The 12607-nt window shown below is 51.6% G+C and carries 9 protein-coding genes; 1 reads left to right on the top strand and 8 read right to left on the bottom strand.

Annotated elements, in window-relative coordinates:
- Nucleotides 1–64: 64 nt before the first annotated feature.
- From HJ536_RS21195 to amrA, 6 genes are all read right to left on the bottom strand, one after another.
- Nucleotides 65–1294: an O-antigen ligase family protein gene (locus HJ536_RS21195; RefSeq protein ID WP_177157089.1), complete on the bottom strand. Its 1230-nt coding sequence runs from the start codon at nucleotides 1292–1294 to the stop codon at nucleotides 65–67.
- A gap of 31 nt (nucleotides 1295–1325) precedes the next feature.
- On the bottom strand, nucleotides 1326–2153 hold the full coding sequence (locus tag HJ536_RS06440) for a sulfotransferase family 2 domain-containing protein (RefSeq protein WP_177157088.1): 828 nt from the start codon (nucleotides 2151–2153) through the stop codon (nucleotides 1326–1328).
- A 29-nt stretch (nucleotides 2154–2182) separates the two neighbouring features.
- Entirely contained in the window at nucleotides 2183–4132 is a 1950-nt protein-coding gene (locus tag HJ536_RS06435; protein WP_177157087.1) for an acyltransferase family protein, read from the bottom strand.
- A gap of 224 nt (nucleotides 4133–4356) precedes the next feature.
- Nucleotides 4357–4908: a calcium-binding protein gene (locus HJ536_RS06430; protein WP_177157086.1), complete on the bottom strand. Its 552-nt coding sequence runs from the start codon at nucleotides 4906–4908 to the stop codon at nucleotides 4357–4359.
- Nucleotides 4909–6244: 1336 nt separating this feature from the next.
- The gene (locus HJ536_RS21085) at nucleotides 6245–8377 is read right to left on the bottom strand and encodes a nidogen-like domain-containing protein (protein WP_177157085.1); all 2133 of its coding nucleotides are present in this window, start codon (nucleotides 8375–8377) and stop codon (nucleotides 6245–6247) included.
- A gap of 165 nt (nucleotides 8378–8542) precedes the next feature.
- Nucleotides 8543–9889 carry an AmmeMemoRadiSam system protein A gene (gene amrA / locus HJ536_RS06420; RefSeq protein WP_177157084.1) on the bottom strand — a complete coding sequence of 449 codons (1347 nt, stop codon included), beginning with the start codon at nucleotides 9887–9889 and terminating at the stop codon, nucleotides 8543–8545.
- Nucleotides 9890–9975: 86 nt separating this feature from the next.
- Between amrA and amrS the strand changes: the two genes are divergently transcribed.
- The gene (gene amrS, locus HJ536_RS06415; RefSeq protein WP_177157083.1) at nucleotides 9976–11076 is read left to right on the top strand and encodes an AmmeMemoRadiSam system radical SAM enzyme; all 1101 of its coding nucleotides are present in this window, start codon (nucleotides 9976–9978) and stop codon (nucleotides 11074–11076) included.
- On the opposite strand, the gene HJ536_RS06410 is transcribed toward amrS, so the two are convergent.
- Nucleotides 11073–11546, bottom strand: coding sequence for a DUF2938 domain-containing protein (locus tag HJ536_RS06410; RefSeq protein ID WP_177157082.1), 474 nt, complete (start codon nucleotides 11544–11546; stop codon nucleotides 11073–11075). The genes amrS and HJ536_RS06410 overlap by 4 nt on opposite strands.
- Nucleotides 11547–11631: 85 nt before the next feature.
- A complete protein-coding gene (locus HJ536_RS06405; protein ID WP_177157081.1) occupies nucleotides 11632–12576 on the bottom strand; it encodes a LysR family transcriptional regulator in 945 nt (314 codons plus the stop codon).
- Nucleotides 12577–12607: the final 31 nt, after the last annotated feature.

Raw genomic sequence — 12607 nt, 5'->3', positions numbered from 1 at the left:
TTCGAAAACCCCAAAGTTACAATTTAAGTTCTATCCGAATTAGCTATGAGAATTAACGCCACATCTAACGCGAAAACAAGCTTTCACGAACTGAAGAAATATACATAACGAAAATTGAAATGAAAAATTCATGCCCGCGATAGAAGGATGGGCCAAACAACGAACAGAAGAATATAGCAAGAAAGATTGTGATGCAGAATGATGAAATTGAATTATTGTTGCGGCCGTAAAATTGGAAAGCCAAGCGGAATCCGGTAAATAGCACTAGGAGAATCGAGAAGACTCCCAACACGCCCGTACCCACGAATATTTCGATAAGAAAATTATGAAAAGAGACACTAGTAACAGCTCCTGCATCCTGTGTTAATAGTCGAAAATAAGCGAAAATGGGAGAAGTCCAAAATGCACCAAATCCGATACCAAGAATTGGATACTTCGAACTGATGATAGAAGCAATTTCCCAAATTTCGGTTCTACCCGTAAGTGTAGTTTCCTTACCTATTTTCAGGAAGAACGTTGAAACAAGATTTATTCCACTTACTGCCACACCTATAAGGCCAATCGTTACCGTTAACGAAATGATGAGCTGAAGTAGAGCGAAGCCTGCTTTATTGAAGCTTCGACGATTCAACCAACAAAATACACCTAGAAGTGGAAAAAACAGCAGAATAGATGTCATTGACCTTGAAATGAAAAGAGACAAAATAGAAAGAAAAAAGCTCAATATCAAAATTGAATTGAGTCTAAGTGAAAGTGATTTATGGCTATACATGAGCAGAGCAATAGTAGAAAAAGCTAAAAATAGAGCCCGTTGACCTAGCATATTTTTATGTGAAAAAATTCCAACAACTCCGCCAGCGCTGCTATAAATTTTCCAAGGGAAAATTCCAAAAGCCCAATGACTAACCGATAAAAAAATTGCAACCGCTAGTACCAAAGATGTTGTCAGCGTGATTGCAAATACAGAAAATCTCCAACCCAAAAATGTACAAATAAGGAAGGTTACAAGAAGCTGTATCGAATTTATCAATGTTTCAACTGGTGAAAAAGACCATGTGGCTGAAAGAATACATACAATAGGGTACATATAGAATATTTTTGCACTGAGGATGCTTTTTAAAAAAAAATTACCATAGACAAAAAATCTCGAAAAGGCCGTTAAATAGCAGATTGCCCAAACAAGGGACTGAACTTTACCAAAGTGAACGAGGCTATCAGAGCTAGCTACGATAACAAGAATTAGGAGCCCAGCATCGAGAACTTCTCCAAAAAAGCTTGTGTTCGGTTTTTGCACGAAATTATGACCGCATCAAGTTAAGCAAAAATCACTTGTTTAAAGATTTTGAGAAATTAAAAATCTCATAGTCGGCTTTACACATCTTCTTCATTAAATCGAGATGAGTATTTTTAAAAACCGATTTAGTCTTCGGCGCTGAGTTCAAATTACCCATGCTTAAAGTAACGCCAAAAATATTCTTATAACGTTTTTTAAAGTCCCATAAATCCTCCAAGTACCCAACAAGGCAAAAATGGGAAATTCTTTCTTTCGCTATCGACGTGCACCTTGAGATATCTTGCTCTTGAATATCATTGCAACCAGACAAATATCGTAAATATACTTGTGAGTGTCTTCTAGCAATATTTGAGGCAAGATATTTTTCAACATCATTTCCCACTAAACCAGCACGTTGTGCCATGAAAAAATTTGATGTCATTCTCTCTAAAGGGTCCCGTAAAAGCGTTACATATCTATAATCTTCACCATAGTGAAGGTGAGCTTTATCTGACCAAAAAAGATGTCCGTGCACAAGCATGGTGTCCCACGACAGGTGTTGTAGAAACAATTTCTCTCTTAAATCAAAGGTCATTTGACCAAAATCTAGATCTTCGTGACAGCGATTGCGTTCAGCTATATCAAAATTCAATATGCCCGCTGCGACTCTGGTTGATACAGCATCAATGACGCCAATTCTCTCATTGAAGGGCACAGTTGCATACATTGCTTCAGAAACCGAAGTTCCACCACATTTAGGCATATGAAAGAACACGCTTTTATGCAGCGGCTTCATTCCTGGTATGGTACGCAGGGTCCTCCCCTTAGCGATTTGGAATCTTCGCGAAATACGTTCATTGAACGGTGCTTTACGTGCCATTTAAAAAATCTCAACTTTACACAAAATTTTTAATGAACGAACCAACCAGCGTCAGCTGCTCTGTTTCCAAATAACTTTGCGCCTGCTAATGTCCAATGGCTTTCATCATACATTGTCTTGAGCCCGTTTGGTGTAGAAAGTGTACAAGAGTAGTCATCGCACATAAGCGCACGTCTAGAAAGATACGCCACACCGTATTTACTAGCAAGTTCACGTATAATTAAGTCAAGATTTTTTGTAAAGGTCCTCTCATACTCCAAAGCTTTTTTGTTGAGTTCAGTTGAATCTATTTGGGCATTAGTTTTTTGCAAGTACCAATCGAAAAACGGAAGATCTCCGCCAAGATTAAATTCAGCTGCGGGGCCGACAATTATGATATTTTTCTTTTTCGAGGCAGTTCGAATTTTCGAAATTACTTTTTCTATAAACTTTTCATACTCTCTATAATACCTCCCACTGATAACGATCGTGTCAGCTCTCAGGAAATTTGGAGAATTGAGCAAATCTTGAATATTTTCATCCAAATTCTTTTTATGGATATTGAAGCGAGCAAATTCTTTCCCCTCAAAACGATCTCCATTCAGATAGACCGCATTAAATAAATCTTTTGAATGAGAGTCACCAATCAGTAATATCTTTTCACCTTCATCTCTTGAATACCAATCATCCATTAATTCATGTCGCGAAGGCCTCAATGCATTCCAATTACCTATGTGTTCATTTTCTGTGACGCTATCTAAAATTCCCCAACTATTTCGCGCAAGAATTTCATTGTCGATTATATTTTCACCATAAAGCTGCTCTAAATCAAATAGAGCCCTAGATTTTGGCAACATATCTGTCGCGGACACCAAAAAAAACCCAAGACAGAGAGAAATCGCTGCGCCAATTGAATAAAAAAAGCACCTCGAACTTACTGCAGTTCTGAAAGGCGTCTCCACAAGGCTAAAACTTAGATGAGACATCGCTAATGTTAAAAATAAGCCGAGGAAAATTTGCAAAAAACTTGGTTCATCAAGTAAAATTAGTCGACCAAAAGCGAATATTGGAAAATGCCATAGATAAAGAGAAAAGGAAATTTTTCCGACATATCTGGCTACATCACTACTAAGCACTGAATATAGAAAATCCCCTTTTTTTAACAAAAGAAGGAGTGAGCAGGTTGAAAAAACTACCGGAATGCTTCCAACGCCAGGATGATTAATTTTTGAAATATCAAGGAATGAAATGCAAAAAAGTATCACGGCAATTAAAAGAAGGCAAGCGATGGTGCTGAGCCTTTTTGGTAAATATTCTTTTTTTGCGTTTTCATTTAAAATTGCGCCGAGACTTCCGACTAATATCTCCCAAAATCTGCTACTAGGGGCAAAAAATGATAATGAGGAGATTTCATTCGTCAAGTATACTGACGATAAAAATGAGCAAGCCGCTACAATGCTAAGTATAAGTGTTAGGTATTGCCTTCCAAAACGTGATAAAACAAAAGAAAAGAGGAATGGAAATATAAGATAAAACTGCTCCTCAATTGCCAAGCTCCACGTATGGAGGAATGGCTGCAGCAATCCTGATTTCGCACCGTATTCACTTAACTCAAAAAACCAAAAAAAGTTACTTACAAAAGTGATCGCACTTAAAATAGAATATTCAAATCTTGTCAGCTCGGTTGGCAACAAAACGAACCAAGCCACTGGCAGTGAACACAAAATCACCATAAATAAAACAGGCAGTATGCGTTTTGCGCGTCTAAGATAAAATTGAAAAATATTTATACTTCCGCAGGACTCATATTCTCTGTAGAGGATCTGGGTGATTAGGAAACCCGATAACACAAAGAATAAGTCGACGCCTAGAAATCCACCAATCAGTAAGTCGTATTGTCCAATACTTATCTTTAAGTGATAAATTATAACAGATAAAACAGCTAGCGCTCGAAGTCCATCTATTTCCGGCCTATACGAATTTATTGGGCTTTTACTCATTTTCACTCTTTTAAAATATAATGTAAAATTTAGATTCAGCTTTACAGCCTCAACCGCCACAAGCTAAAGTCTTGCGTTCAATTTATTTACGCTATAAATTGCACTATCTTTACATTTAAGCAGTGCGAAATAGATATGGGCCTGACGAGGTCCAAAGATCATTGTGCCAGAGGCAATATGTTGTAAAATTGCCTCTGGCGATTATTTTCAGGCCTTGCCTACAATCAGATCGCTGCTGACCAACCTAGTTCAGCAGAAATCTCGTCGACTGTGACCCCCTCGAACAATACGGTCGCACCGGTATCAAGTTCAACCAAAGCGCCTTTATCTGTCGAAGTAATATCGGACACAGACACGCCGTCTTCAAGTCGAACGCTGTCCTCTCCAACCTCAAAGTCTTTTACTTTGCTTGCTCCGTCAGTTTCATCACCGAATACGAATGTATCGGAATCAGCACCGCCAAAGAGTGTATTGTTTCCACCACCGCCGTAGATGATGTCATTGCCAGTTCCTCCCGCGATACGGTCGTCACCAAGTCCTCCAACGAGTTTATCGTCACCATCTCCGCCGCTTAAGGTGTCATTACCCTCTCCGCCGACCAGCGTGTCGTCGCCGCTGCTTCCCTTGATCGAGTCATCTCCGGTGCCACCTTTTACGAAGTCGTTTCCACCACCCGTAGAAATGGTGTCGTTACCACCCATTGCATTGATGCTCACATCTCCACCAGACATGGAAAGCACGTCTGCAGCAACACCGAGTTCTATTTCGATTGCCATTGTTCAACCTTTCATAAAAGTAAAATCGACTATTTCTATCCATTTAGCCCCCGCTAAATTCCAGAATGGATATCGCGAAGACATTACATTGGTAGTTAATATCGAAGAGTTATTCAAACGATAAATCATCGACAAACATTTTTTTTTCGATTGAGCCAAAAACGTTGTTTCCAACTAGGAAATTCTACCAGTCTCATATAATTGCAAAGGGTAATTGCATAATTATCAAAAAACGTTTTCAATAAAACACTTTCAGAAGTTATTTATGCAAAAATATCTGACAAATACCTACAAACCACATGAGGAATGAATGTATTTGAATTGTTACACCACCTTGTTAGGCGGTGATACAAATACCCCCTGCATCATGTTAGCAATACTTTAGATTAACGCACCCACTCCCATAGCCTTGCAACTTTACGCTTTCTTCTATGTTTTTCGCATCTATTTCGCTAACAACCCATGTTGCCTTTGCAATCCGTCACAATGCTTCAAAGTATTTCACAATACTCGATGTATTCTTTGCGTTTTTCACATTTCAAATCGGATAGGGTTGACCATCTCTCCAATTCGAACACTTTCGATATCTTCTTTTCTGATTTGAGCTTTTGTATTATCCATCAGCTTCTTTCCTAGCATTTTAGTTGTATACATATTTCTAGTGTTGCAAATGTTGACAGGCTCGTCCCTCGTATAATTAAAGTGCGCCTAGCTAGCCGCTGAAAATAAAGACAATTTTCGCTCGGCTCGCCACTTCAGCCAATGCTCGTGGCATTAAGTTGATTAGTTAGTTTTCCGCAGTTTTTTTTTAATTCGCTCTTTCCTTGTGAGCGCGGTTTTTTTCATTAGGAAATGAGCCTTTCTCCATCTCTTGAACAGTATCTGGCGTAATTTATGCCGATCGATGGATCTTCTGTTCGGGTCGGTTGATATCATTTCTTGCCCAATAGATCTGCGCTGAGGTCTGCCGTCCCAGCCTGAATGTGGCCGCTGATAGTTATTGAACGTCATACATTTTCGGATAACCGCCTTTGACCTCAAACCAGTTTCCCAAACTTTCGGGTAAACGCACTCATATTGCAGGGAATGCCAGGTCTTCTCGATTAACCAGCGCCTTGCGGGTATGCCAATCCATTAATGCAACCAAGCAGAGGAACCGGAGCCGCATGTGCAGATGAGCCCTGTCCAAACTCCCATTGTCGGTCAATGTCATGCGCAGCTTGATCCCGTGTTGGAGACTTGATTTGGTCGCTCTATCTGCAGTCCTTGCAGCAGGTAAGAATAGCTCTAGCGCTCCTTCGTCGGCCCGCTCGTGTTGGTCTTTTGCCGCGCCCTTTCAGGACACCAGCGTTAGCAGCACGATATCATCGACCAGCACATCGGCATCGCTCACGTTGCGCAGGGTGATGGTGTTGCCCTCGCCAAAGTCGAAAACCGTCCGGCCATTGGCGCTGAAGGCATAGAGGTCCACGACCTCGGCCACCTCCAGCCCGCCGCCCCAGAGCAGTTCGTCCAGCCAAATCTCGTCCACATCATTGCGGAAATCGCGGATTGTGTCGGCGCCGATCGTGTCGCCTTCGAACAGAAACACATCGGACTGACCGTTGCCATACAGCACATCCCTGCCTTCGCCGCCGTTCAGGGTGTCGGCCCCTTTGCCGCCGCGCAGGATGTCCCGGCCAGCGTCACCGTTTAGTTCGTCGTCACCTCTCAGGCCTTTGAGCACATCGTTCCCGTCATTGCCGGACAGGATGTTATCGCCGTTGTTCCCGACCAGCCGATCACGGGCCGAGCCACCTTCGGCGTCCTCGATATAGTTCACTACCTCGCCATCCTCCCGGACGGCTGCCGCGAGTCCGATGTTGTTCTGAACCTCGCCAATAGTCGAGAACTTGCCGGGGCGCAGGTCGATCAGCACCCGCGTCGTCAGGTCCGAGGCGTCGATCAGATCCTGTCCGCCCGCGTCCCAGATCGTCAGGATCACGTCGCGCATCACATCGTCGTCGCCATCCACCTTCATGTTGTCGGCGGCATATTGATAGGCCAGATCATAGGTCCCGTCGCCATCCCCGAAATACACGGTATCACCGGTGCGGGTGGTCAGGTTCGCGCCATAAAGGCTCTGCATCGCCTGAATATCCAGCACCATGGGCGTCAGAGGGTAGGGCTGATCCTCTATATCCTCGTCCTCGACACTCGGGTGCGGGAGATAGGACATGACCGTCCACTGGTTGTTGTTGTTCGAGGCAAAGTAATCGTTGTTCGGGTCCTCGTCGGGGTGGTGCAGCCCCAACGCATGGCCAAGCTCGTGCAGATAGGTCTGCCAGCTGGTGTGCCCGTAGGCCGTCGCCTCTTGGTCCGGGTTGGCGGAGTTGATCCACAGGTCCCCGTGTTTGGTCGGCCGGTCCCCTAGCACATCGGGCCTCGGGAAGCCCGCGATGAACCCGAAAAGCCCCGTATCAAGATCACCGTATTCATCGGTAAACTCGGTGCTGCCAAAGGTGATATCCCCATAGAGGGCGCCATCCCGCACCTCGAACACCCACAGGCCCGTGACGCCGGTGTTGCCGACGGTGCTGTCCAGCGCCAGAATGCCCGCCTGATCATCGGACTGGGGCAGTTCAAAGAAATCGGCGCCATTGCCCGCGGAATAACCCGCATGGGCCACATTCCCGCCAAGACCGCCTGCGCCATCGCTCGCGTCGCCCGTGGTCCAGTTGATGCTCTCGTACCGGAAAACGATGTCGAAATCGCCACCGCCACGGTCATAGAGCTGCAGCTGGAAAGAGTTCACCAGATCGGTGTGATAGGCATAATAGCCAACGTTCTGCCACGTGACGGTCACCACATCTTCGATCTCGTCCACATCGACATAGATCGGCGATCCAACCCGCGTGTCCACATCCGCCCAGAAGGGCGCGATCATCGCCGTTGTCCCCGCCGAAATGGACGTTGGCGTATAGGTGCTGATCCCGGTGTCGAACGAGATGCTGCCATTGGTGTTCACGTAAATCTCGGTCGCGTCATACTGGACACCAAAGAAGTTCATGCCCTCTTCGAACACCGCCGAGAAATCATAGGCCGCATATCCATCGTCATTCGTGGGCACCGCGACGCCGCCCGCATCAACCAGCGTGCCATCGCCCGTGATCTCGGTCCCTTCGACGGTTTCGGTGGCGCCGCGATCCACCGTTCCGGGCACCAGATGGACATTCGCCACCTCATTCCACGCCGCAATCGCCAAGGAGGCCATCGCGCGCTCATCCGTGGTCATGCTGACGTCCTGATCGAGCGAGACGATAGCCCCATCCACATCCCGCGCGTCAACGATCCCGTCGTAATCGGTGTCCACGCCGGCATAGTACTTGGGCAGGCTCGTCCCGAGGAACGAATAGGTGATCACGTCGCTGCCATCATGCCAGCCGCGGGCATTCCCGACGAGAAGAGAGTTATAGTTGATTTTGGGCATGGCTCAGACCTCCCGAAACGTAACGCTCCCATTCAGGGGAACGACCTTCGGGCAGGTGGTTTGAGCGTTCTGGCCCCTCGGCTGGACCCCGAATTCGGTTAACCAAGGGTCCATGGGTTTAGGCCAGACGATAGGGCGATGGGGCCAAAGGTCTGGCTGTTTGCGTTAACTTTCCCCAAAGGTTTCCGCACGATAGCGCATCAGGCGCAGGCTGTCTGACCAGTGATCCTCGGGCAGGCCGGCCTTGCGTTTCAGCGCCCGCAAGAAGGCCACGGGGTCGGGCAGGGACTCCCACACTGCAGGCAGCAAAGTGCCCCGATGCGCGCCGTCCTGCAGGATCAGGCCGTCTTTGCCAGCCTCGATCCGTTCCAGCGCCTCGGCTTCGGTGGAGGCGGACAAGGGGGCGGCGCGGCTTAGGACAGCGATCTTGATCGACAGGTCGGGCAGGTCGGCGGGGGTGACGGGCGGGAACCTCGGGTCCTCCAGGGCGGCCTTCTGGGTGTTCACGGCCACATCGGCCATCATCGGTCGGCGCGCGGCAAGCATCCCGATGCACCCCCGCAAACGCCCGCCTTGGGTCAGCGTGACAAAGGTCGCCGCCTGTCCCTGCAAGGGCGCCGCAAAACTGCCCGTGGCCAGTTTGGGCGCGGTGCCGCGACCCACACGGATTTCCAGCGCCTGACGGGACATCCGTAGCAAAGTCGCGCGGTGCCGATCCGCCAGCATATCCGCGTCGATCCCGTAAAAGGCCCACGCCCCATAGCCCACGACCCGCGACAAATCCTTGGTCACCGCGCCAGAGTTACCCATCCCCAGCCGCAGGGCCTTGGTCCCCTGACCGGTGGTTGACGCCATCCACCCGTTGATCGCCATAGCCCCACAAGCCTGCGCGCCGGTCAGGCCTGTTTCCCCGCGCTCGATCTTTTCGGCGGCGGTGGCGTCACTGGCCTTGGCATTCGTGTCATTCAGAAAATGGCTCAGGTCCGAGGACAAGAGGAACAGCGTCCCATCGCTTGCCAGATGGTCAATGATCGCGGCCACTTGGGCCGCATCCGTCGCGCCCATCACTAGCGGCACCACCGGCATGCCGGGCCAGCGTGCCGCCAGAAAGGGCAGCTGGGTCTCAATCCCATGTTCGTTGTCATGGGCGGCGGCATCCTCGGACGCCAGCCCCTTTGCCGCCAGATCAATCAGCGCCGGACGATCCAGCGGCAGCACCCCAAGGCCGGTGTCATAGGCCGCCCAAGGCGGAAACGCGACCCCTTGGAACCGGTGCCTATGAGAGGGCGACAGCACTACCACCCGCTTGGGCCGCGACGGGACCGACCCGATGGCCATCCCCGTGAACCGCCCCGAATAGCTGTAGCCCGCATGGGCCGAAATCACCGCGCGGGGCTGTGCCTCGGTCACCGCTGGCACCTGCGCCAACCCTTCGGTGACCGCAGCCCTCAGGGCCACGGGATCGCGGGGGAAAAAGCTGCCTGCAAATCTGAGTGCGCGCGTTTCGGTCATCGGCACGGTCCGTCTCTGGTGTCCGGTTTCAAGGCCGAGTTTGACTTAACACCAACGGTTTGGCCAGATGCACAAAGGAGGCGTCCATGACCCCGAATGACCACACCGCACGATTTTGGTCCGCCAAACCCGCCGAAGACCGGCTGGTCTGCGAGCTATGCCCACGGTTCTGCGCCTTGGGGCCGGACCAGCGCGGCATGTGTTTTGTGCGCAAACGCCAAGGGCAGCGGATCGTGCTGGACACGTGGGGGCGCTCTTCGGGGTTCTGCATCGACCCGATCGAAAAGAAACCCCTAAACCACTTCTTGCCCGGAACGGCGGTGCTGTCCTTTGGCACGGCGGGATGCAATCTGGCCTGCAAGTTCTGCCAGAACCACGACATCTCCAAAAGCCGCGAAACCGACCGCCTGAGCCAAGAGGCCAGCGCCGACATGATCGCCAACGCTGCGCGCAATGCGGGGGCGGCGTCGGTGGCGTTTACCTATAACGATCCGGTTATCTTTCACGAATATGCGGTCGAAGTTGCCTTGGCCGCCCGTGCGCGGGGCGTGAAATCCGTGGCCGTGACGGCTGGGTACATCACTCCGGAGCCACGGGCCGAGTTCTTTGCCGCTATGGATGCGGCGAATATCGACCTCAAGGGGTTTTCCGAGCAGTTCTACCGCAAGCTCACCGGCGCCCATCTGGCCCCCGTGCTGGAGACGATCGAATACGCCGTGCGCGAAACGGATTGCTGGGTGGAACTGACGACACTGCTGATCCCCGGCCAGAACGACAGCGACGCCGAGATTATCGCCTTGGCCGAATGGGTGCTGGACCGACTGGGGCCAGAGGTGCCGGTGCATTTCTCGGCCTTCCATCCGGCTTACCGAATGCTGGACCTGCCGCGCACGCCCCATGAAACCCTGCTGAGGGCGCGAGCACGGGCGATGAAGGTGGGGCTAAGGCACGTTTATGTCGGGAACGTCCACGACAAAGCCGCTCAGTCCAGCTACTGCACCGGATGCGGGGAAATGGTGATCGGACGGGACTGGTACGCCTTGTCCGACTGGCACCTGACGGGGGACGGGCATTGCACCCGTTGCGGGACGCGCTTTCAAGGGGTGATCAGCGGACCTCCGGGGGATTGGGGGCGCAAGCGGCAACCTGTGCGGATCGTCGCTGGACCGCTCCCGAAACCGGCTTAGGCCGCCAAAGCCCCCATCCACAGCCCGATCCCGAACCAAGTATGAGCGATCAGGCCCATGATCCGGCCCTTCATCGGGTTTGGCGTTTTCGACAGCGCCACCCCAAGGCCAAGTCCCGGCTGCAGCAGGAACCACCCCGCGCCGATGGTCAGGATCGCATAGACCCACACCGGAAAGAACGTGGGTTCCGCCAGCCAAGCCGCGCCCGCAACCACCGCAAAGAACACCCCGTATAGAATGCCGACCACGTAGTGGGTCGCCCATCCCAAGGCCAGTTCGTTGGCCACAGGGTCCGAGGCTGCAATGTCATCGTGGAAAACCGTGCCGCGGGGCAGGTGGCCCGTCCAGCGCCCGACCATTGCCCAGTTCGGCAGGGGCATCCCCGCGAACTGACGCAGGACCAAGGCCCAGATGTCCATCACGATGGTGGCCGTAAGCCCCATCACCACCCCTTCGATCACCGCGTTCATACCCGTCTCCCTGATCACAGCCGTTCCGGCGGATCAAACGGGGAAATTGTCTGGCAATCAACCCCAAAGTGTTTGCGCTATCACCCTAGCGTCTTGCCTTGCGCCAGGACGGCCCCAGAATGCGCTCGCGCACCAGATCCAACAGGGTCAACGACGCAGCGGGCAGGGTGCGGTGACGTTTCACCACGATCTGATAGGGCTCGACCGTGACGGGGCGGGTCAGGGACAGCTTCTTGAAATTGGCCGAGACGGGCGGCTCCAGCATCATGTCCACCACCTCTTGCGAGATGGGCGCGACTGCATCGGACTGGCTGACCAGCGCCACAATCACCAGAAGCGACGAGGTGGTGATCACGTCTTGCGGCGAGGGCAGCCCCTCTTCGGCAAAGGCAGTTTCGATGGCGGCGCGGATGGGGGTGCCGCGATCCTGCAAAATCCACGGCAAGTCCTTGAGCGCAGCCATGCCCACGGGCCGATCCAGCAGGGGGTGACCGTCGCGCACCAGCAGGCGCACCACTTCGTCCTGTGCGATCTCGATCTCGAAATCCCGCCAGTCGGCCGAGGGGGGCACGCGCCCCAGCACAAAGTCCAGATCGCCCCGCTCCAAGGCCTGCATCAGTTGGACCGAGGGCGCGACCTCGACCGAAATCTCGACCCCCGGCGCGTCCGATTTCAGACGCTGGATCGCGGGCACAAGCTGCCCAAGAGCAGGGCCGGTCACAGCGCCCACGCGGATGGTGCCGCCCTGACCACCGCGTAGGGAGTCGAACTCCTGCGCCATTTGCGAAAGGTCATTCGCGATCCGTTCGGCGTGGCGCACCAAGACGCGGCCAGCGGGGGTCAACTCCATACCCTTGGGGGTGCGGACGAACAGCTTGGCGCGCAGGTTCCGCTCCATATCCGCCAACATGCGGGATGCCGCAGGTTGGGTCATCTGGCAGGCCGCCGCCGCCACCTGAAGCTGCCCGTGGGCCGCAACCGCCGAAATCAGCCGCGCCTGAGCAGGCCGCAGGTTCAGAAGGTAATCCATATCCGCATACCACCACCGTTATGCAGAAAGC

This window comes from Donghicola mangrovi (assembly GCF_013377535.1).
In the GTDB taxonomy this organism is placed as follows: domain Bacteria; phylum Pseudomonadota; class Alphaproteobacteria; order Rhodobacterales; family Rhodobacteraceae; genus Donghicola; species Donghicola mangrovi.
This window is presented reverse-complemented; position numbering and strand designations above follow the sequence as displayed.

Bases quoted from the DNA above. Each gene is read 5' to 3' on its own strand.
- HJ536_RS06435 (WP_177157087.1), bottom strand. From the start codon at position 4,132: ATGAGTAAAAGCCCAATAAATTCGTATAGGCCGGAAATAGATGGACTT.
- amrA (WP_177157084.1), bottom strand. From the start codon at position 9,889: ATGACCGAAACGCGCGCACTCAGATTTGCAGGCAGCTTTTTCCCCCGC.
- HJ536_RS06430 (WP_177157086.1), bottom strand. From the start codon at position 4,908: ATGGCAATCGAAATAGAACTCGGTGTTGCTGCAGACGTGCTTTCCATG.
- amrS (WP_177157083.1), top strand. From the start codon at position 9,976: ATGACCCCGAATGACCACACCGCACGATTTTGGTCCGCCAAACCCGCC.
- HJ536_RS21085 (WP_177157085.1), bottom strand. From the start codon at position 8,377: ATGCCCAAAATCAACTATAACTCTCTTCTCGTCGGGAATGCCCGCGGC.
- HJ536_RS06410 (WP_177157082.1), bottom strand. From the start codon at position 11,546: ATGAACGCGGTGATCGAAGGGGTGGTGATGGGGCTTACGGCCACCATC.
- HJ536_RS06440 (WP_177157088.1), bottom strand. From the start codon at position 2,153: ATGGCACGTAAAGCACCGTTCAATGAACGTATTTCGCGAAGATTCCAA.
- HJ536_RS06405 (WP_177157081.1), bottom strand. From the start codon at position 12,576: ATGGATTACCTTCTGAACCTGCGGCCTGCTCAGGCGCGGCTGATTTCG.